The following is a 20,013-nucleotide window of genomic DNA, read 5'->3' as shown; positions in this document are numbered from 1 at the left end:
CACACGACTCTGACCCCTTTGATTTACCTTTGATTTACAGTTCGCGGGTCAGCACGCCGATTGGCGGTGCCCATTCTTCTGCGGGCGGTTTTTTCCGCGTGACCAGCGTCAGCTGCGCGGGCGCGAATACGTTTGCGTTGTGCGTTACCGGCGTTGTGATCAGGTACTGCGCGCGGGTGGCGCGCAGGAAGGTGCCGACGCGGTCGATGTTGGCGACGTCGAGGTGGGCGAAGGGTTCGTCGATGAAGACGAAGCCGCCGGGGCGGGCGTCGTCCATCAGCAGGGCGATGAGCAGGATGAGGGATTTCATGACCTGCTGGCCGCCCGAGGCTTCGCCGTCATTGAGGCCGACTGCGCCCTTGCGGTCGAAGTCGAAGCGCACTTCGAGGCCGGCTGCACCAAGCGAGATGTCGTCGTTCTCAAGGTGCGGGGTGGGGCAGTCGACGCTGACGTTGGAGAGGTCGCCGAGGGATTTCAGGTTCTTGCCGTACTGACGCACGGTGGCGCGCAGCTTGGCGATGTAGGCGGCGCGGGCTTCGTCGGTGTGGCGGCTGGCGGTGGCGCAGTAGGCCTGACGGTCGCCATAGTCGCGTTCGCGGGTGCGCAGGTCGGCGGTGATGCGGTCGCGCAGGGTGAGCACCGAGATGTCGGTGATCCAGTCGCCTTCATCGAGGTGACGGTGCAGGCGCTCGAGTTGCAGGCGGGCGCCGCGGGCGTCGCCGTATTTGTCGGCGAGCAGCGCGATGTCGGCGTGGTCCATCCAGTGCGCGGGCATGCCGCGACGGCGACGGCGCAGTTTCATGATGCGCTGGGCCTGGGCGTGGCGACGCGGGGCGTGTTCGCGTGCAATGTCTGCCAGACGCAGGTCGACGGCTTTTTGTTCGCGGTTGCGGCGGTCGAGTTCGATCTCGATGCCGCGCAGCTTCTCGGCCACTTCGTCGAGTGCGCCGCGGGTGTCGGCACGCTCTGCGATGGCTTCGGTGAGGGCCTTGGTGGCGGCGGGCAGTTCGGCCTCCGCGCTGGCGTACTTCTCGGTGTTGGCCGCGAGCAGCTGGGCGGATTGCAGGCCGAGCAGGCGCTGGCGGATGCCGGTGAGCTTGTCGCTTGCGGCGTCGAGCCTGGGCCGGATGGCCTGCAGCTGCTTGTCGAGCTGGGCGATCTCGTCTTCGAGGTCGTCGATGCGCGACTGGCGGGCGAGTTCGCCGAAGTGGAAGTCGTGCGGGCGCCCAAGGTGCCGCGCACCGCGGCGTTCCCGGTGGTAGGCGTCGCGCGTGATCCATTCCTGCTCGCGCGGCAGGTCGCGGGCGGATTCCGCGTCCTCGACGCGGCGGATGCGGTTGAGCAGGTCGGTGAGCCAGCGCGGCACCGGTGCGCTGAAGTTGACCACTTCGGCCAGGCTCATCGGGCGCGGCGGTGGTGCGGTTTCGCGCTCGGGCACGACGAAGTGGCGGAAGCGCTCGCGCTCACCGAGTGCCCATGCGGCGTAGCGGTCGGATTCGCGCTCGAGCAGGATCACGTGGCGGTAGGGGCGCAGGATGGCTTCGATGGCGACCTGCCACGCGGGATCGGTGACTTCGACGACCTCGGCCAGCCCTTGGTGTGCGATGCCTTCGGCCGACAGGGTGGCGCGGAAGCGGCTGACCTCGACGTCGCCCGGCGGGCCGCTGCGGCTGCGGGCAGCGCGCAGCTGTTCGGTTTTTTCCTCGAAGGCGGCGAGCAGTTCGCGCTCCTTGCGGCGCAGGGCGAGCAGGGCGGCGTCGGCGGCTTCGTGTTCTTTCTCCAGCGCAACGGCGTCGGCGCCGTGCTCGGTGGCAAGCTGGGTGCGCAGGGCGTCGCGCTCGGCCAGGGTCTTCTCGAGGTCACGTACGCGGTCGTGAGCACCGAGGTGGCGCTGTTCGGCGTCCTTGTCCTGCTGCTTGAGGCGATTGCGTTCGGCGGCTGCGGCCTGCTGCTCGATCTGGATATCGGCGACGCGGGTGCGTGCATCGCGCTGCTCGGCGAGCTTGCTGGCGCGCTCGCGGTTGAGACGCAGCAGTTCGTCGCGCTCGGTGGCGATCTCGCGGGTGAGCTCCGCGCATTCGAGGCGCGGCACGATCTCGGCTTCGAGGGCGTGGATCTCATCGCTGAGCTGCTTCCACTCCAGGAAGCGATCGGCCTCGAGGCGCTTGGTTTCGGCCTGGGCGCGCAGACGGTCGAGGTCGATGCCGAGCGATTCGATCTCGCGTTCGGCGTTCTTCTGTTCCTCGCGGGCAGCGGCGTAGTTGTCGAGCACTTCCTTGTCGCCGAAAACGTCGAATACGAGTTCGAGCAGGGCCTTGGGCGAGTATTCGCACAGCTTGTCGGTGTCGCCCTGTTCGAGCGACAGCACCTTGGCGATGGCGGGGGTCAGTCCGCCCCAGGCGAGCCGGGTCTGGTAGTCGCGCAGGCCGGTCCAGTCGCTCGAGGTTTCGAGTTCTTCGATGGACAGGTTGCCGTCGATGATGGCGTAGTCGCGCGTCCATTCGCCGCCGCTCTTGCGGATGCGACAGGCGAGCGTGACTTCGTCGGCGAGGCAGGGGAAGAAGGGACGGCGCCCGTTGGTGCCGGGCACGTTGGCGACCACGGCGCGAATCCACGCGAAGCTGCGTTCGGCGCGGCGCACATAGCGGCGGAAGTCGCGCTTGCCCGAGCAGCGCAGCGCGAACAGCGTACGCATGGCGTCGAGCAGGGTGGTCTTGCCCGAGCCGTTGGGGCCGACGATGGTGATGATCTGGGCGTCCAGCGGCAGGCTGAAGCGGCGCCAGTAGTCCCAGTGGACGAGTTCGAGCGTCTTGATGTGGAACATCGTGATCAGTCTTCCGTGTCTTCGTCGGGCAGGTCGTCGTCGGGGAGCACGTCGGCGATGTCGAGCGCGTTCGCATTGGGTACTTCGTGGCCGGCTTCGGCGAGCACGTCGGCCAGGGTGCCGTGGATGATGCGGTCTGCGAGCAGGCGGTAATCGAGGGCGACGTCGAGCAGCGGGCCTTCGAGGATCTGGCCGTTGCGGCGCTCGATGAAGCCGAGGCGGGCGAGCTTGCCGAGGGCGAAGTTGCGCACCTTGGTCTTGCCGCCAAGGCGGGCACCGAAGTCTGCGATCAGCGAGGCCTCGGACAGGCCGGCAGATACGGAGTCGCCATGCGGCACCGGCTTGTCGCCGCCAAACATGTCAGTCTGGCCGTCGTCGATGACATCGCGCCGGGTGACCTGACGCTCGCGCTTGGGCAGCACGATGAGCGACCAGATGATGACCAGCAGGGCGATCTCGTCGCGGGTGAGGCCGAGGTTGCTGGCGGCGTATTCGCGGGTGGCGCCAAACACCGGTTCGTGCATGTCGGCGTTCAGGCCGACGGCGACATGCGCAGCATAGGGGTTGTCGAGCAGGCGCAGGCCGACGGCGGCAAGGCGACGGTCGAGATCGAGGCGGAAGGTTTCGTCCACCAGGGCGCGGCGCACCAGGCGATCGGTTCGCGGCAGCCAGCGATGGTTGAGCAGGCGCGCTGTGAGGGTTTGCAGTTCGTGTTCCATCAGGTCTCCGTGGCGGGGGCGTCCGCAGGGCGGGCGCTGCCTTGAGCGGGGCGGATCTCGCCTGCGGTCATGCGCGCAATTTCGTCTTCATCGACATCCACCAGCTGGTCGGTGAACTCGATCTGCAGCGGCAGGCGCATGAACTGGCCGACGGGGCCGTCGGCCGGGCCGCCCTCGCCGCCATCTGCGAGCAGGGCAAGCAGCGACAGGCGGTAACTTGCCGCGGCAAATCCGCCGCCGCTCACCATGGCGTGCAGGGGCGCCGGCTGCTGGAGTTGCTCCAGGCGGTGGCCGAAGTGTTCGAGCAGGCGCAGGTCTTCGTGCTCGGGGGCGATCGAGGTCGGGGCGTCGTGCGCCGCGGGCAGTTCGGCTGTGGCGGCTTTTTCGTGCGCGTCGGCGCCCAGCGCAGCTTCGGCACGATCCAGCAGTTCGTGGCCGCCGGCGAGGAAGGCGGGCGCGGGCGCAGCGTCGAGCGCGCCGAGGATCAGGTCGGCCAGGCGCGCCGAATCCTGATGGCGCAGCCAGGCCGAGACGTCGGACGAGGAAATGCCCGAGCCGCCGAGGGTGACGCGCTGGGTCTCGATCTTGTTGAGCGCACGCTGGAAGGCGGCGTCCACCCGGGCGAGGCGGGATTGCGCCAGACCGATGCGCTGGGCGACGCGGGCAATCTCGAAATCGACTTCGGGATCGGTGAGCAGCTCACGCAGGATGCCGGTGCCGCGGTCGAGCCAGCGGCCGTTGGCCTTGAGCCGGCTGCGGGCGGTGACGATGCGGAATTCCGAGCCCGAGGCGATGGCCTCCTCGAAGTGCCAGGTGAGGTCGTTGAGCTTGGACAACAGGTGGCTGAGGGCGTCGGGCGTAATGCTGCCGGTGGCGCTGAGGCCGGCGAGCTGTGCGGTGAGAAACCCGAGTTCGGCGTCTTCCTCGGCGCTGAAACGCAGCAGCATCGACAGCGAGGCGACCGCGTTGCGGCCCATGTCCGACAGGTGATAGAGGCCGTCGTCTGCGAATGCGAGCAGGTCGTGCTCGCGCAGGCGCTTGAGTACGGTTTCGAGCTTGACCGGGTCGAGGTAGGAAAACCGTCGGCGCAAGGTGTCGGGCGACCAGCGCGGGGCGTCCGCTTCCTGTCCGATCTCGCGCAACACCAGCAGGCGCAGCAACACCTCGGCATCCGAGCCGCGAAACAGCGAGATGAAGGTGCCGACAATCCCGCGTGCGGCCAGCAGCGGCGCGAGTTCGGGTACGTCATCTGTGGTGACGCCTGCGGCGAGGAAGTCGGAGAGGTCGGGATCGATCATAGGAAGGCACTGCACAGGCCGGTCATGATGACCGGCCTGTCCGGCGTGGGCTTAGACGCCCTGCTTGAGGCTGGCGGCGATGAAGTCGTCGAGGTCGCCATCGAGGACGGCCTGGGTGTTGCCGACTTCGTAGTTGGTGCGCAGATCCTTGATGCGCGACTGGTCGAGCACGTAGGAGCGGATCTGGTGTCCCCAGCCGATGTCGCTCTTGGAGTCTTCCAGCTTCTGCTGTTCGGACTGGCGCTTGCGCAACTCCAGTTCGTACAGGCGCGCTTTCAGCATTGACATGGCTTCGGCACGGTTCTTGTGCTGCGAGCGGTCGTTCTGGCACTGCACAACGGTTCCGGTCGGCTCGTGCGTAATCCGCACCGCAGAGTCGGTCTTGTTGATGTGCTGACCACCGGCACCCGAGGCGCGGTAGGTGTCGACGCGCAGGTCGGCGGGGTTGATTTCGATCTCGATCGAATCATCCACTTCCGGGAACACGAACACCGAGGTGAAGCTGGTGTGGCGACGCGCGTTGGAGTCGAACGGGCTCTTGCGCACGAGGCGATGGATCCCGGTTTCGGTGCGCAGAAAGCCGTAGGCGTAATCGCCGCTGACCTTGATCGTGCAGTTCTTGATGCCCGCGACTTCGCCTTCGGTTTCTTCCATCAGTTCGACGGTGAAGCCTTTCTTTTCGGCGTAGCGCAGGTACATGCGTTCGAGCATCCCGGCCCAGTCCTGGGCTTCGGTACCGCCGGCGCCAGCCTGGATTTCGATGAAGCAGGCGTTCGGGTCCATCGGGTTGCTGAACATGCGGCGGAATTCGAGCTTGTTGACCGAGGCTTCGAGGTCGCCGAGGTCTTCTTCGACGGCGACGAAGGTCTCGTCGTCATCTTCAGCTTCGGCGAGTTCGAACAGATCCTTCAGATCCTTCGACTGCTGGTCGATGTTCTGCAGGGTGACGACGATGTCCTCAAGCTGGCGCTTTTCCTTGCCAAGCTCCTGCGCACGTTCGGCCTTGTCCCAGACGGTGGGGTCTTCCAGTGCGAGGTTAACTTCTTCGAGCTTCGATGCTTTCACATCGTAGTCAAAGATACCTCCGGAGTTCGCGACCGCGGGCTGCGAGGTCGGCGAGTTTTTCGGCGATGGCGTTCTGGCGTTCTGCTTCCATTTACAGCTCCGGGGGACAATGCGGAAAACCGGGCATTATACCGGGGAAGGGCGTGGATTCGGGCAGAAGATGGGGGGTGAGCTGGGGCGGGGTGGGCTGGGCTGGGAGCTGGGGTCCGGTGCTGGGGCCTCGGGGCGTCACCGCGCGGGGCAGACGTTCGCGGCCTTCGGCTTCCCATTGCCAGCGGCACTGCGGCGGCGTCGGCGCAAACTCGGTCGCTGCGCGCCCTCAGACATGCGCCGCCGTGTTTCCGCCGCAGCACCGCTGTCAATGGCGCTCTCGACAGCCCCGCGCGGTGACACCCCAAGGCCCTTGGTACGACGGTTGCCGCTTCTCTGAATGAGGCGTGACTGCAGGTGGAAGAGGTAGACTGTGGCCTCAATGTCCCGCATCGGCCCCAAGTAATGGATCTCACCACGCCCGCCCTGTTGTTTCCCGCCATTTCGCTGCTGTTGCTGGCGTATACGAACCGCTTTCTGAGTCTGGCGCAGGTGATCCGGCAGTTGCATGCCTCGCCTGACCCGAGCAGCCCGGTGGTGATGATGCAGATTCCGGGGCTGAAGCGGCGGATCACGATGATTCAGTACATGCAGTCCTTCGGGGTGCTCAGTTTTCTGATGTGCGCGCTGTCGATGCTGGCGCTGTTCGTGCACAGCGAGGCGGCGGGAAAGCTGATGTTCGGCGTCAGCATCGTCACCTTGGCGGTATCGCTGGTGCTGTCGCTGGTGGAAGTGCTCGTCTCCACCAACGCGCTGTCGGTGGTGGTGGATGACATCCAGCGCATGGCCGACAAGACCCCGAAGCCTTGACCCGGGGTGTGCGGCCGGACCGAGTGCTCAGGCAGACTTCGCGAGTTCGGCGATGATGCGCTCGGCTAGTGCGGCAAGCTCGGCTGGCTCGGCCTTTTCGCGGCCGTGCGACTTCAGGCGCTGGTCGGGAAAGCGCGGAATGATGTGAAAGTGAACATGCGGCACGGTCTGGCCGGCAGCCGCACCGTTGAACTGCGACAACAGCAGGCCCGGTGCGCCGGTGACCGCCTGCACTGCACGGGCAAGTTTGCGCGTGGTGAGCATGGTGGCCTCGAGCGAGGCATCGCTCATTTCGGTGATGAACTCGGCCGGCGCCTTGGGCAACACCAAGGTGTGGCCTTCCGACTGCGGCATGATGTCGAGAAAGGCGAGGGTGTGCTCATCCTCGTAAAGACGCTGGCAGGGCAGCTCTCCGCGCAGGATGCGGGCAAAAACGTTGTTGTTGTCGTAGGCCATGGTCTGGTCTCCGGGATGTCAGGTCGTCGGGGGAAATGGCTGCCTTGTTTTTGCGTCAGGCAGCTTCGAAGTGTTCCAGCATCAACTGCACACTGGAGACGCCATTGTATTCATTGATGGCAAGTTTGAATGCCGCACGAATGTCTCCTGGCGCGCCGTCTGCATGGTTGAACTGGATGGCGTCATACCGTGTGCCGCCGCGCGACAGTTCGAGCTTGAGATGTTTGTCCTTCAGCAGGCGCTGACGCTCGACGCGGAAAACGTCGTCGAACACTGGTGCCGGGAAACCCTGACCCCAGATCTCCTGATCGAGCATGCGTGCCGATTCCAGACTCATGTAGCCGGACTCGAGCGCACCGTCGGTTTCGATGCGGCGCTGCAGGTCGGCCGGATCCACCAAGCCGCTGACCACTTCCTCGAATACATCGCGAAAGCGATCGAGCGCGGACTCGTTGATGGTGAGGCCGGCTGCCATTGCGTGGCCACCAAAGCGCACTATGAGGTCGGGCTCGCGCTTGGTGACGAGGTCGAGCGCATCGCGCAGATGCAGGCCGGGAATCGAGCGGCCCGAGCCCTTGAGCTCGCCGTCGCTGCTGCGGGCGAAGGCAATGGTGGGGCGGTGCAGCCTTTCCTTGATGCGGCCGGCGACGATGCCGACCACGCCCTGGTGCCAGTCTGGCTCGAACAGCGCGATGCTGGCGTTGTTGCCGGCATCGAAGCCTTCGAGGCGGAGCAGGGCCTCTTCCTGCATGCCGGCTTCGATCGAGCGTCGTTCGCGGTTCAGGCGATCGAGCTCCTGGGCCATGTTCATTGCGCGGCCGGGGTCGTCGGTGATCAGGCATTCGATTCCGAGACTCATGTCGGACAGCCGGCCGGCAGCGTTGAGCCGGGGGCCGAGGGCGAAGCCCATGTCGAAGGCACTGGCGCGCGAGGGATCGCGGCTGGCGATGGCGAACAAAGCGCGCACGCCCGGCTGCATGCGGCCCGCGCGCATGCGCTGCAGGCCCTGCGAGACCAGGATGCGGTTGTTGTGATCGAGCTTGACCACGTCGGCCACGGTGCCGAGCGCGACGAGGTCGAGCAGATCGGCCAGGTTGGGTTCCTTGCTGCCCTGAAAGGCGCCGCGCTCGCGCAGCTCGGCGCGCAGCGCAAGCATGGTGTAGAACATCACGCCAACGCCGGCCAGCGCCTTGCTGGGGAAGTCGCAGCCGGGCTGGTTCGGGTTCACGATCACGTCCGCCTCGGGCAGGGTCTCGGCCGGCAGGTGGTGGTCGGTGATCACGGTGGCCATGCCGTGAGCGCGCGCGGCGGCGACCCCTTCGACGCTGGCGATGCCGTTATCGACGGTGATCAGCACATCGGGTTCGAGCCGAGCGGCGATCTCCACCATGGCCGGGGTCAGGCCGTAGCCGAGGGTGACGCGGTCAGGCACGAGGTAATGCACGTCGGCACCAAAGGCACGCAGCGCGCGCACGCCGACTGCGCAGGCGGTGGCGCCGTCGCAGTCGTAGTCAGCGACGATCACCATGCGCGCGCCGGCCTCTATTGCGTCAGCGAGCAGTTGCGCCGCTTCACGGGTGCCGGTCAGGGCGTCCGGCGGCAGCATGGCGCGCAGCGAGGTGTCGAGCTCGCTCTTGCTGCGGATGCCGCGGCCGGCGTAAAGGCGGGCAAGCAGGGGGTGGATGCCGGCATCGGCGAGTGCCGAGACGGTACGCTGCGAAACTTCGCGGGTCTGGATACGGGTCATTGCGTGGGCTGGTCGGGCGTGGGCTGTACCGCGGGGGGCGGTGCCATGGATTTCAGGAGCGCATCGAGCGAGAGCGGTTTGCGCCAGAAGCGCCAGTGGTCGCGCGCGCCGGCACGAAGCTGCAGCGTGGAGCGGTCGCCCGGCGCGCTGAGTGTCAGTTGTTGCAGCCGACCGCTGCGCAAAGCCTGGGCGAGCGGGCCGAACCAGTCACGTTCGAGCGCGACGAGGCCGTTGCGCCAATTGTCGAGATCGAGCTGAAGCGAAGGCCGCAAGAGGGTGTCGAGCACCACGAGTGTGTCCTGCGCCAAAGCCTGAGCCGGGTCGGGTGCCGAACTCTGCGCACCGGCCGCGCGTGCAAGACCGATGCTCACCGGGTCGCTGGCCTGGACGGCTGCCATCGGCGTGCGTGGCGCCGTCTCGAATTGTCCCGCGCCCCAGAACCACAGGCTGTTCACCGGTCGTCGTCCGGCGGCTTCACGTGCCTGGCTGACGGGGTGGTTGTGCAGCACGATCTGAACTTCGTTCAGGGTTCGCTGCCACAGCCGGGCATCATCGCCTTCGGGCAGGAAGTGCTTGATCGGGCGTCCGACCACGTCGTGCAGTGGATAAAGCTTTGCGCGGGTGGGCTGAGCCAGCCGCACATACCAGCGCGTCGGGGTGCTGGCTTCGAAGCGGCCGATGTCGGCGAAGTTCTCGTTGAGCGCGGCAATCAGTTCGTCGGCTTCCGCGGCGCTGATGTCATCGGCGGGAAACTCGCCCAGCAGCAGATGTTCGCGGGCGAACGACAGGTTGACCGGGTCGGCGCACAGCCACTCGCCATCGCCGTCTTCGTCGATTGCGGGCGTCGTCGCAGGTTCGCCGAGGCGGCGCAGGGTGCCCAGCGGCAGGGGATCGGTGTCGAGGCCGAACAGGCGTGCGATCTGGCGGTCGAAGGGTTCGAAGTCCGCGATCTGCCGTTGCCCGAATCCGAGCAACTGATGCAGGCCGGGCAGTGCAAGGTCTGCTGCCGGGCCAAGCAGCGTTGCGCTGGGCCACAGCAGGCCGGGGAGAACAAGGTGAATCTGCATGGATCTGCCACAGGATGGAGCCGGGCGAGTCTAGCATGTGCGGGCCGCTCGCTAGGCTGCGCGGCGTCCCGGATGGAGCCGAACCGGATGAAGGTCTGGCTTTGATTGGTAAAAAGGTGCAAGCAGGAACGATGGCCAAAGGCCAAGGACCGATACAATGGCGCCCATCATGAGTGCTTCCCCTTCGATTCTTCCGGTCTCGGCGTCCCGCCGCAAGCCGGCCCCGTTCCTGCCCATGTCCCGCGCCGAGATGAAACAGCTCGGCTGGGATGCGTGCGACGTCATCCTCGTTACGGGTGACGCCTATCTCGACCACCCCAGCTTCGGCATGGCCCTGGTGGGCCGGCTGCTGGAGGCCCACGGCTTTCGCGTCGGCATCATCAGCCAGCCGGACTGGCATTCGGCAGAGCCTTTCCGGGCACTGGGCAAACCACGGCTGTATTTCGGCATTACCGCCGGCAATATGGATTCGATGGTCAACCGCTATACGTCCGACCGCAAGATCCGTTCCGACGACGCCTATACGCCGAACGCCGAGCCCAACAAGCGGCCCGATCGCGCGGTCACCGTGTATGCGCAGCGTGCGCGAGAGGCCTTTCCGGGCGTGAACGTGGTGATCGGCAGCATCGAGGCATCGCTGCGGCGGATCGCGCACTACGACTACTGGTCGGACAAGGTGCGGCGCTCGGTGCTGCCCGACTCCAAGGCCGACATCCTGCTGTTCGGCAATGCCGAGCGCGCGCTGGTGGCGCTGACGCAGCGGCTGGATGCCGGTGAGCCGATCGAGTCGATCCGCGACCTTCGCGGCACCGCCTTCATGGTCAAACCGGGCTCGCGCCCCGAAGGCTGGGAAGAGACCGCATCGACCGCGATTGACCGGCCCGGCCGCATCGACTCGCACCCCGACCCGTACTCGATGGAGCCCGCCGCGGCTGCACCTGCGGCGGCTGCCGATGGCGCCCAGCCGGTACGCATCGTGAGCCGCGAAGAGCGTGTGGCCAGCCGTCGCGCGCAGCGTGAGCACACCGTTGTGCGCCTGCCGTCCTATGAAGAAGTGAAGGACGACGCGGTGCTTTATGCCCACGCCTCGCGGGTGTTCCACCTCGAGTCCAATCCGGGCAATGCGCGGGCGATGGTGCAGCTTCATGGCGAAGGCCCCGGTGCGCGCGACGTGTGGCTCAACCAGCCGCCGATTCCGCTGAGCACGCCGGAGATGGATTTCGTCTACGGGCTGCCTTACGCCCGCCAGCCGCATCCGGCCTATGCCGGCGCACGGATTCCGGCCTGGGACATGATCAAGTTTTCGATCAACATCATGCGTGGCTGCTTTGGCGGCTGTACCTTCTGCTCGATCACCGAGCACGAGGGACGCATCATCCAGAGCCGCTCCGAAGCTTCGATCCTGCGCGAGATCGAGGAGATCCGCGACAAGTCGCCCGACTTCAAGGGGCATATCTCCGATCTCGGCGGGCCGACTGCGAACATGTACCGCATGGCGTGCAAGGATCCGGAAATCGAGCGTTCGTGCCGGCGCCTGTCCTGCGTCTATCCGGGCATCTGCGAGAACCTCGGCACCGATCACGGGCCGCTGATCCAGCTCTACCGCAAGGCGCGCGCGATTCCCGGCGTGAAGCGGATCACCATCGGCTCCGGGCTGCGTTACGACCTGGCGGTGCGTTCGCCCGAGTATGTGAAGGAACTGGTCACGCACCATGTCAGCGGCCTGCTCAAGATCGCGCCCGAACACAGTGAGGATGGCCCGCTGTCGAAGATGATGAAGCCGGGCATGGGCGCCTACGAGGCTTTCCGCGAGCTGTTCGAGAAGTATTCGAAGGAAGCCGGCAAGAAGCAGCACCTGGTGCCGTACTTCATCGCCGCGCACCCGGGCACGACCGACGAAGACATGCTGAACCTTGCGCTGTGGCTCAAGGAGCGCGATTTCCGCCTCGATCAGGTACAGACCTTCCTGCCCACGCCGATGGCGATCGCCACCGCGATGTACCACTCGCGCAAGAACCCGCTGAAGAAGGTTTCGGCCGATTCCGAAGTGGTGGAAACCGTGCGTACGGGCCGTATCCGCAAGCTGCACAAGGCCTTCCTGCGCTGGCACGACCCGGAGAACTGGCCGATCCTGCGCGAGGGCCTGATGCGCATGGGCCGCGCCGACCTGATCGGTGCCGGGCCGAGGTGCCTGGTGCCGCGCCATCAGCCGGCAGGCCCTGCGCCGGCAGGGCGTCCGGCGCCGCCGGTCGTCAGTCCTGCGCGCAAACCTGCGGCTGGTGCGGCGCGTCAGCCCGAGCGCACGGCCAGCGGAAAAGGTCAGCCCTCACGCAAACCGGCTGCGGGCGCCAAGCGCGCAATGCGGGACAGGTGAGCCGTCCCGTTTTCTGAGCACAACAACAATTCACTCTCTCGAACCCATTTCCGATGCGCTATGAATTCCTGGTTGGCCTGCGCTATACCCGCTCACGCAAGCGGGCGCAGGGGCGGAACCGTTTTATCTCCTTCATCTCGCTGGTATCGATGCTGGGCATTGCCCTCGGCGTGGCGGCACTGATCGTGGTGCTGTCGGTGATGAACGGCTTTCAGGAGGAGTTGCGCACCCGCATCCTCGGTGTGGCGTCGCATGTGCAGGTGCAGAGCCTGGATGGCGAACTGCGCTCGTGGCAGCAGGTTGGCGAACAGGCCCGCCGTCACAAGTCGGTCATGGCAACCGCGCCCTATGTGCAGGAGCAGGGCATGCTGTCCTTCGACGAGGCGGTGCGCGGCACGATGGTGCGTGGCGTGATTCCCGCGCTTGAAGATACGGTTGCGGACTTCGGTCAGCACATGAAGGCGGGCAGCTTCGAGGCGCTGCAGCCGGGGCGCTTTGGCATGATCCTCGGCCGCGATCTGGCGCTGGCATTGCGCGTCGGCCTCGGCGACAAGGTGACGCTGATCGCACCGCAGGGGCTGGTAACGCCGGCGGCGGTGCTGCCGCGGGTGAAGCAGTTCGAGGTGGTCGGCATCTTCGAAGCCGGCATGTACGAATACGACTCAGGGCTGGCGCTGATCCATCTTGCCGACGCCCAGGCGCTGTACCGGATGGGCGATGCGGTGAGCGGGGTGCGGCTCAAGCTCGATGACCTGTTCGCGGCGCCGCGTGTTGCACGCGAACTGCTGAGCTACCTCGAAGAGCCGGGGCTGGCGGTGAATGACTGGACGCGCAGCCACGCAAACTTCTTCCGCGCCGTTGCGCTGGAGAAAACCATGATGACGCTGATCCTGTTCCTGATCGTCGGCGTGGCCGCGTTCAACATCGTGTCCACGCTGGTGATGGCGGTGCAGGAGAAATACGCTGACATCGCGATCCTGCGCACCCTTGGCGCGAGCCCCGGATCGATCATGACCATCTTCGTGCTGCAGGGCTCGATCATTGGTCTGGTCGGGCTGGTGGCGGGGCTGCTCGGCGGGCTGGCGATCGCGCACAACCTGGATGTGGTCATTCCCGCGCTGGAAACGATTACCGGCGCGACCTTGTGGAACAAGGAAATCTATTACATCAACGAATTGCCTTCGAAGGTGCTGATGAGCGACGTGGTGAGCATTCTGACCGTGTCGTTCACGCTGACGCTGCTGGCCGCGCTGTATCCGAGCTGGCGCGCATCGAAGGTGAATCCGGCGGAGGCGCTGCGCTATGAGTGAAACCACGAATCGGGCGGCAGCCGAATCGACAAGCCTGTCGGCACACGAGCCCGTGCTCGCGTGTGACGGGCTGGAGAAGCAGTTCCGCGAGGGTGCGGATGCGGTGAAGGTGCTGGGCGGCGTGACGCTGTCGGTCGCGCGCGGCGAGCGCCTGGCCATCGTTGGCGCATCGGGCTCGGGCAAGAGCACGCTGCTGCACCTGCTCGGCGGGCTGGATGTGCCGAGTGCGGGCACGGTGCGGCTGATGGGCAAGGATTTCTCGAAGATGTCCGACGCGGCCCGTGGGCAGCTGCGCAATGGTGCGCTCGGCTTCGTCTATCAGTTTCACCACTTGCTGCCAGAGTTCTCGGCGCTTGAAAACGTGGCGATGCCGCTCTACATCCGCCGCATGAACCCGGCAGAAGCCAACGAACGCGCGGCTGCGATGTTGCGCGAGGTCGGCCTGTCGCATCGCCTCGATCATGCGCCCGGTGAGTTGTCGGGTGGCGAGCGTCAGCGTGCGGCGATTGCACGTGCGCTGGTCACCGAGCCCGCCTGCGTGCTCGCGGACGAACCCACGGGCAACCTTGACCGTCGCACCGCAGAGAGCGTGTTCGATCTCATGCTGTCGCTCAACGAGCGCCTGTCGACCAGCTTTGTCATCGTCACCCACGACGATGCGATGGCGCGCCGCACCCAGCGCAGCCTGCGGCTTGAGGACGGACTGTTGGTCTGAGCGTGGGGTTTGCGCAGGCTCAGCCTGCGTCACGCTGCCGTGGGGCGCGGTTCAGCTGCCGTGCCCGCCACTGGCGGATCAGCCAGATCCGCCACGCGCCGCGCACAATGAAGTAGCCGGCAAACGACAGGCTCGCAGCGAGCAGCACCAGCCCGAGCGCAAGCGGCTTACCGAGACCCGCCATCCAGTGGATCATTGCGCCGATCCATCCGGTGATGTCCATGCCCACGAGTTCCGGCGGTGCGCTGAACGCCACCGAGCCAGTGCTGCCGAGTGCGACATCACCAATTGCGAAGGCAGCTACATAGAGCGGCACGATGGTCAGCGGGTTGGAGTACAGGGTGATGATCAGGGCCAGCGGCAGGTTCACCCGCAGCACCACGCAGCAGATCGCCGCGCCGAGCATTTGCAGGGGGCCGGGAATCAGTCCGCAGAACAGCCCCACAGCCACCGCGCCCGCTGCCGAGTGACGGTTCAGGTACCACAGTCTGGGGTGCAGCAGCGTGCCGGAAAATGGCCGCAGCCAGCGGTTTTCGCGCACGGCCTCGTGTTTGGGCAGGAATCGTTTCAGTGATTTTCGCATGGTGTTCGCCCATTCTAGCGCAGCGGCCACCGCGCCTGATCTTGCCGGCAGACGGCGGCTGCGGGCATGATCCGTGTTTATGCGTATGGCAAGTCTCGCCTTCCTTCTCGGCATCTGGTGGCTGCAGCAGCAAGCCGCGCTTCCGCGCCTCGACGTGCCGTTCACCATTACCTGCGTGGCATGCCTCGTGGGGCTCATCCTTGCTGCTTTTCAGCGGCCTGCGGTCCGGTTCACGGGACTTGTGCGCTGGGGGCTGATCGCCATCGCGACGCTTGCGGTGTCCGGTGCCGGCTACCTGTACGCCGCGGCGCGGGCGAATGTCCGCCTCGCTGATTCCTTGCTGCACACCCTGGAGGGCAGGGATCTGGCGATGACCGGTGTCGTCGCGGAGCTGCCGCAGGCGGTGGGCGAGGGCGTGCGTTTCGTGTTCGAGGTCGAGGAGGCCGATGCCGGCGTACCGGGTCGGGTGCTGTTGTCCTGGTATCGGTCGCGCGACGAGGATGCGCCCTTGCCCCATGTCTCGCCTGGTGAGCGCTGGCACTTCGTGGTGCGCCTGAAACGCCCTCATGGCAACGCAGTGCCTGGCGGTTTTGACTACGAAGCATGGTTGCTGGAACGAAACCTTCGTGCCACCGGCTATGTGCGCAACCCAAACGAGGCGCTCAGGCTGGATGCGGATGCTCGCGGCTTCATGCACGGCGTGCATCGCCTGCGCGCCCACATTCGCGATGCCATCGGCGCTGCGCTGCCCGATGCCACTCATGCCGGCATACTGATTGCGCTTGCGGTCGGCGACCAGGGGGCGATCAGCCCCGCGCACTGGGAGGTATTCCGGCGCACCGGCGTGTCGCACCTTGTGGCGATCTCCGGCATGCACATCTCCTTGGTCGGTCTGATGATCGGCGGACTGTGCGCGCAGGTGTGGCGGCGGGTGCCGTGGCTGGTGCTGCGGGTTCCGGTGCGCAAGGCCGCGGCGACTGCGGCCCTGCTTGCCGCTCTTGGCTACGCGCTGCTGGCCGGCCTTGGCATCCCGGTGCAGCGTGCGCTCATCATGCTGATTGTGGCAGTGGTCGCGCTGCTCCTCGGGCGCGAGTCTGCGCCTGGCCGGGTGCTGGCACTTGCGCTGCTGTGCGTCGTGCTGATCGATCCGTGGGCGGTGCTGTCCCCCGGGTTCTGGCTTTCGTTTGGCGCCGTTGGCGTCATCCTGCTGCTGGCTGGCGGACGTGTGCGCCCGGGCTCCGGCTGGCGCATGGCGGTTCGCATCCAGCTTGCGATCACGTTTGCCACCATTCCGGCGCTGCTTGCCCTGTTCAATGCGTTCTCGCTGGTGTCGCCCGTTGCCAATGGGATCGCGATTCCGCTCGTCAGCTTCGTGATCACGCCGCTGACGCTGGGCGCAGTCCTGTGGCCCAGCCCCGTGCTGCTGGTGCCCGCACACACGGTGAGTGCGTGGATGTTGCATGTGCTCGAGTGGCTGGCCGATTCGCGCCTGGCGCTGTGGCAGCAGGCACAGCCACCGGGATGGATGATCCTCGCCGGATGCGTGGCTGCTCTCATTATGCTGCTGCCTGCTGCGACACCCGGCCGCGGTGCTGCCCTCGCGGTGATGGCAGCCTTGCTTTCATGGCAGGCGCCGCGGCCCGACTGGGGGCAGTTCAGGGCGGTGGTGCTCGATGTGGGGCAGGGGCTGGCGGTTCATGTGCAGACCGCGAGCCACGACATGGTGTACGACACCGGTCCGGCCTATGGTGCGAGTGATGCAGGGACGCGCGTGGTCGCGCCTTATCTGGGGGCGCTCGGCGTGAGCCGGCTCGACCGCCTGGTGCTGTCGCATGACGATGCCGATCACGTCGGCGGCACGCAGAGCGTGCTGGATGCGGTGGCGGTGACGCACATTCTGGCCGGCGACGAGGCACCGATCCTCCGCGGCCTGGCCCGCTGGCCGGGTGAGGCCTGTACCGCCGGTCGCACATGGGAGTGGGATGGCGTGGGCTTCGATGTGCTCTGGCCGCCGGCGAGGGCGCTGCCGGCCCGGCGCAACAACGAGCATTCCTGCGTGCTGCGAATCCATGGCGCAGGCGGCTCATTGCTGCTGGTCGGCGATATCGAGCAACTGGCGGAACAGGCGCTGGTGACGGCCCACGGCGATACGCTTGCGAGCTCGGCCATCGTCGTTGCACATCATGGCAGTCGCTCGTCGTCCATCGATGCATTCGTCGATGCGGTCATGCCCGAGCTGGCCGTTTTTTCGGTGGGCTACCTTAACCGCTTCGGCCATCCCCATCCTTCGGTCTGGACGCGCTGGGCGGTGGCAGGGGCGCGCAGCTACCGCACCGACAGTCAGGGCAGCATCACGCTGGAGGTGGATGCAGATGGCGTCACTGCAACGGCAAGTCGCGAACGCCATCCACGTTACTGGCACGGGCGTTGATCGGCCCGGCCTGCAGGGGGGTGCGCGGGAATTGAATGCGGAACCGTACCGAGTTACTCGACCGTATCGTTTTTCTGTAATACTTTTGACTTAGTCAATCTGCTTTCCACCACCCGCCAGAATCAGATAACAATGACAAACGCAATCGGACGCTTCGAAGTGCAGCGAGAACTCGGGCGCGGTGCGCAGAGCGTGGTATTTCTCGCCTTCGATCCCCAGCTCGAGCGCGAAGTGGCGGTGAAAACGGTACATTTCAGCGAGAAGCGTGCCGCCATGGGCGAAGCCCTGCTCGCGGAGGCGCGCAGCGTCAGTCGTCTGCGCCACCCGGGCATCGTGCCCATCTTCGAGGCCGGGGAGTTTGCCGGAGACCCCTATCTGGTGTTCGAGTATGTGCCGGGAGAGAGCCTTGCCCGGTTCATTAAACGTGAGGGCGTGGTCGAGCCCGCCCGTGCCGCAGGACTGATGGTGCAGATTCTCGCGGCCATCGCTGCCGCGCATGCGGAAGGGGTGATCCACCGTGACCTGAAACCGGGCAACGTGCTGATGGACGGCGGTGGTACGCCAAGGGTGATGGACTTTGGCATTGCCCGTCGGGTGGCGGGCGGCAAGGGCGCAGCAGGCGCGTTCTCCGGCACGCCGGCCTACATGGCGCCGGAGTACATTCTGGAGCGTGAGGTGAGTGCGCGCGGGGACGTGTTCGCCGCCGGGGTGATCCTGGTCGAGATGCTGCTCGGGCGCAGACTGTTCGTTGGCGACGACATTGATGCGGTGATGCGCAAGGTGGCCACGGAGTCGGTCGTTCTGCCCGACGATTGCGGGCTGGACGAGCGCCTGGCCGGGATTGCATTGCGTGCGGTTTCACGTGATCCGGCGACGCGCTACCAGACCGCGACCGAGTTCGAGCAGGCACTGCAGGGCTGGCTCGCGCCTCTGGAAGAAGCGCCGCCCACAGGCGGAAGCCAGAGTACGGTGGAGTTCCTGTTGCGGCGCCTGCGACACAAGAGCGATTTCCCGGCGCTGTCCGAGTCGGTCGGGGCGATCAATCGCATTGCCAGCAGCGAATCCGAGAGCATCAACAAGCTGTCCTCGCTGATCCTGCGCGACTTCTCGCTGACCAACAAGCTGCTGCGCCTGGTCAATTCGGTCTATTACCATCAGGCCGGGGCAGGCAATATCAGCACGATCTCGCGGGCGGTTCTGGTGCTCGGCTTCGATGCGGTACGCAACATCGCGATCACCGTGCTCCTGTTCGAACACCTGCAGAACAAGCACAACGCCAGTCAGCTCAAGGAAGAGTTTCTGCGCGCCAATCTTGCGGCGCTGCTTGCGCGCGACCTGGCGGTCAGACTGCGCTCGCGCGATCTGGAGCAGGCGTATATCTGCTCGATGTTCCACGGTCTGGGCCGTCTGCTGTCGCAGTTCTACTTTCCGGACGAGAGCGAGGAGATCCGGCGTCTGCTTGCACAGAAGGAGTGTGGTGAGGATGCGGCCGTGCATCGTGTGCTGGGCATCAGCTTCGAAGAGCTTGGTGTCGGGATCGCCCGCAGCTGGGGTTTTCCTGCGCTGATCGTCGACAGCATGCATCGTCTGCCAACGGACGCTGTGCGCAAGCCGGCGACGAACGAGGAGCGATTGCGCGTGCTGGCGGGATTCTCGAACGAGATCTGCTCTGCGCTCGCGCTGGTCAATCCGGAGCAGCGCGAACGCGAACTCCAGCGCACCGCGGCACGCTTCGGCGATGCCTTGCCGGCAGCCGAGTTCGATTTGCGGGAGACGGTCAATGCCTCGATCGAGGAGCTGACCGATTTTGCCCGCATCATCCGTATCAACCTGCACCAGACCCAGTTCGGCCAGCAGCTGAAGAAGTTCAGTCGCAGCAAGGGGTCGGCCCATGGCGGAAATGAGGCCGAGGACGCAGCGAGCGAGGCTGCCGCCGTCAGCAAGGGTGGCGCAGGTGGCACCATGCCCTCAGGCGTGTTCGATGCGGACGGGCTGCGGGTGGATATCGAGACCGTACTGTCGGCCGGAATTCAGGACATCAGCAACACCTTGGTCGAAGACTTCAAGCTCAACGATGTGCTGCGCATCATCCTCGAGACCATGTATCGCGCGATCGGATTCCGGCGGGTGCTGCTGTGCATCCGGGACGCCCGCAGCAACACCATGCAGGGGCGGTTCGGGCTGGGGCCGGAGGTGTCCGAGCTGGCCAGGAAGTTCTGCTTCCCGCTCAGCTTCACGCCCGACATCTTTCACGTCGCCACCTCAACGGGCGCCGACATCCTGATTTCGGATGTGAACGATCCCGGGATTGCCGACCGCATCCCGGGCTGGTTCCGGGACTCGGTGCAGGCGTCCACCTTTGTGCTGCTGCCGCTCACGATCAAGCAGAAACCGGTGGCCCTGATCTACGCCGACAAGGATCACGCCGGTGAGATCGTGATCTCGGAGCGCGAGCTTTCGCTGCTGAAAACCCTGCGCAACCAGGCGGTGCTCGCGATCAAGCAGTCAAGCTGACGGCGTCAGC

At 65.8% G+C, this 20,013-nt stretch carries 14 protein-coding genes; 6 read left to right on the top strand and 8 right to left on the bottom strand.

Translation table 11 applies throughout. The features are described 5' to 3' along the window. Window positions 1-34 precede the first annotated feature (34 nt). From AC22G6_RS09105 to prfB, 4 genes are all read right to left on the bottom strand, one after another. The gene (locus tag AC22G6_RS09105; RefSeq protein ID WP_487366512.1) at window positions 35-2,824 is read right to left on the bottom strand and encodes an ATP-binding protein; all 2,790 of its coding nucleotides are present in this window, start codon (window positions 2,822-2,824) and stop codon (window positions 35-37) included. 5 nt (window positions 2,825-2,829) lie between these two features. Beyond that, window positions 2,830-3,543, bottom strand: coding sequence for a hypothetical protein (locus AC22G6_RS09100; protein WP_487366511.1), 714 nt, complete (start codon window positions 3,541-3,543; stop codon window positions 2,830-2,832). Then, window positions 3,543-4,841 (bottom strand): hypothetical protein, encoded by a 1,299-nt coding sequence (locus AC22G6_RS09095; RefSeq protein ID WP_487366510.1) that lies wholly within the window; start codon window positions 4,839-4,841, stop codon window positions 3,543-3,545. Before AC22G6_RS09095 ends, AC22G6_RS09100 begins: the two co-directional genes overlap by 1 nt. A gap of 51 nt (window positions 4,842-4,892) precedes the next feature. Next, a protein-coding gene (gene prfB / locus AC22G6_RS09090; RefSeq protein WP_108948417.1) for a peptide chain release factor 2 occupies window positions 4,893-5,997 on the bottom strand; the annotation gives its coding sequence in 2 pieces (ribosomal slippage) (window positions 4,893-5,915 and window positions 5,917-5,997; 1,104 coding nt in all). 404 nt (window positions 5,998-6,401) lie between these two features. Here prfB and AC22G6_RS09085 point away from each other — a divergent pair. Beyond that, on the top strand, window positions 6,402-6,806 hold the full coding sequence (locus tag AC22G6_RS09085) for a DUF2721 domain-containing protein (protein ID WP_108975190.1): 405 nt from the start codon (window positions 6,402-6,404) through the stop codon (window positions 6,804-6,806). Between the two features lie 27 nt (window positions 6,807-6,833). On the opposite strand, the gene AC22G6_RS09080 is transcribed toward AC22G6_RS09085, so the two are convergent. From AC22G6_RS09080 to AC22G6_RS09070, 3 genes are read right to left on the bottom strand one after another with little or no spacing between them, the layout of a single operon-like run. Further along, on the bottom strand, window positions 6,834-7,262 hold the full coding sequence (locus tag AC22G6_RS09080; protein ID WP_487366509.1) for an HIT family protein: 429 nt from the start codon (window positions 7,260-7,262) through the stop codon (window positions 6,834-6,836). 55 nt (window positions 7,263-7,317) lie between these two features. Continuing rightward, complete coding sequence (recJ, locus tag AC22G6_RS09075; RefSeq protein WP_487366508.1) at window positions 7,318-9,009, bottom strand: single-stranded-DNA-specific exonuclease RecJ; 1,692 nt, start codon at window positions 9,007-9,009, stop codon at window positions 7,318-7,320. Further along, window positions 9,006-10,076, bottom strand: a complete 1,071-nt coding sequence (locus tag AC22G6_RS09070; protein ID WP_487366507.1) for a hypothetical protein — start codon at window positions 10,074-10,076, stop codon at window positions 9,006-9,008. Before AC22G6_RS09070 ends, recJ begins: the two co-directional genes overlap by 4 nt. Before the next feature lie 235 nt (window positions 10,077-10,311). On the opposite strand from AC22G6_RS09070, the gene AC22G6_RS09065 reads away from it, so the two are divergent. The 3 genes from AC22G6_RS09065 to lolD are packed head-to-tail and all read left to right on the top strand — an operon-like array spanning window position 10,312 to window position 14,475. Then, window positions 10,312-12,450 carry a YgiQ family radical SAM protein gene (locus tag AC22G6_RS09065; RefSeq protein ID WP_487366518.1) on the top strand — a complete coding sequence of 713 codons (2,139 nt, stop codon included), beginning with the start codon at window positions 10,312-10,314 and terminating at the stop codon, window positions 12,448-12,450. Window positions 12,451-12,503: 53 nt separating this feature from the next. Beyond that, window positions 12,504-13,760 (top strand): lipoprotein-releasing ABC transporter permease subunit, encoded by a 1,257-nt coding sequence (locus AC22G6_RS09060; protein WP_487366506.1) that lies wholly within the window; start codon window positions 12,504-12,506, stop codon window positions 13,758-13,760. After that, window positions 13,753-14,475: a lipoprotein-releasing ABC transporter ATP-binding protein LolD gene (gene lolD, locus AC22G6_RS09055; protein ID WP_487366505.1), complete on the top strand. Its 723-nt coding sequence runs from the start codon at window positions 13,753-13,755 to the stop codon at window positions 14,473-14,475. Before AC22G6_RS09060 ends, lolD begins: the two co-directional genes overlap by 8 nt. 19 nt (window positions 14,476-14,494) lie before the next feature. Here lolD and AC22G6_RS09050 read toward each other — a convergent pair whose 3' ends face one another. Further along, window positions 14,495-15,058: a DUF2062 domain-containing protein gene (locus AC22G6_RS09050; protein ID WP_487366504.1), complete on the bottom strand. Its 564-nt coding sequence runs from the start codon at window positions 15,056-15,058 to the stop codon at window positions 14,495-14,497. Between the two features lie 79 nt (window positions 15,059-15,137). Here AC22G6_RS09050 and AC22G6_RS09045 point away from each other — a divergent pair, with 79 nt between their 5' ends. Next, window positions 15,138-17,489 carry a DNA internalization-related competence protein ComEC/Rec2 gene (locus AC22G6_RS09045; RefSeq protein WP_487366503.1) on the top strand — a complete coding sequence of 784 codons (2,352 nt, stop codon included), beginning with the start codon at window positions 15,138-15,140 and terminating at the stop codon, window positions 17,487-17,489. 132 nt (window positions 17,490-17,621) lie between these two features. Continuing rightward, a complete protein-coding gene (locus tag AC22G6_RS09040) occupies window positions 17,622-20,003 on the top strand; it encodes a protein kinase domain-containing protein (RefSeq protein ID WP_487366502.1) in 2,382 nt (793 codons plus the stop codon). Window positions 20,004-20,013: the final 10 nt, after the last annotated feature.

The sequence above is a fragment of the Parazoarcus sp. PS-13 R2A genome, from assembly GCF_057621855.1.
Note: the sequence above shows the minus strand (reverse complement) of the source record. Positions and strands in the feature narration are given on the sequence as shown.

Excerpts from the sequence above, each read along its gene's own strand:
- AC22G6_RS09105 (WP_487366512.1), bottom strand. The coding sequence starts at position 2,824 with ATGTTCCACATCAAGACGCTCGAACTCGTCCACTGGGACTACTGGCGC.
- AC22G6_RS09100 (WP_487366511.1), bottom strand. The coding sequence starts at position 3,543 with ATGGAACACGAACTGCAAACCCTCACAGCGCGCCTGCTCAACCATCGC.
- AC22G6_RS09095 (WP_487366510.1), bottom strand. The coding sequence starts at position 4,841 with ATGATCGATCCCGACCTCTCCGACTTCCTCGCCGCAGGCGTCACCACA.
- AC22G6_RS09085 (WP_108975190.1), top strand. The coding sequence starts at position 6,402 with ATGGATCTCACCACGCCCGCCCTGTTGTTTCCCGCCATTTCGCTGCTG.
- AC22G6_RS09080 (WP_487366509.1), bottom strand. The coding sequence starts at position 7,262 with ATGGCCTACGACAACAACAACGTTTTTGCCCGCATCCTGCGCGGAGAG.
- recJ (WP_487366508.1), bottom strand. The coding sequence starts at position 9,009 with ATGACCCGTATCCAGACCCGCGAAGTTTCGCAGCGTACCGTCTCGGCA.
- AC22G6_RS09070 (WP_487366507.1), bottom strand. The coding sequence starts at position 10,076 with ATGCAGATTCACCTTGTTCTCCCCGGCCTGCTGTGGCCCAGCGCAACG.
- AC22G6_RS09065 (WP_487366518.1), top strand. The coding sequence starts at position 10,312 with ATGTCCCGCGCCGAGATGAAACAGCTCGGCTGGGATGCGTGCGACGTC.
- AC22G6_RS09060 (WP_487366506.1), top strand. The coding sequence starts at position 12,504 with ATGCGCTATGAATTCCTGGTTGGCCTGCGCTATACCCGCTCACGCAAG.
- lolD (WP_487366505.1), top strand. The coding sequence starts at position 13,753 with ATGAGTGAAACCACGAATCGGGCGGCAGCCGAATCGACAAGCCTGTCG.
- AC22G6_RS09050 (WP_487366504.1), bottom strand. The coding sequence starts at position 15,058 with ATGCGAAAATCACTGAAACGATTCCTGCCCAAACACGAGGCCGTGCGC.
- AC22G6_RS09045 (WP_487366503.1), top strand. The coding sequence starts at position 15,138 with ATGCGTATGGCAAGTCTCGCCTTCCTTCTCGGCATCTGGTGGCTGCAG.
- AC22G6_RS09040 (WP_487366502.1), top strand. The coding sequence starts at position 17,622 with ATGACAAACGCAATCGGACGCTTCGAAGTGCAGCGAGAACTCGGGCGC.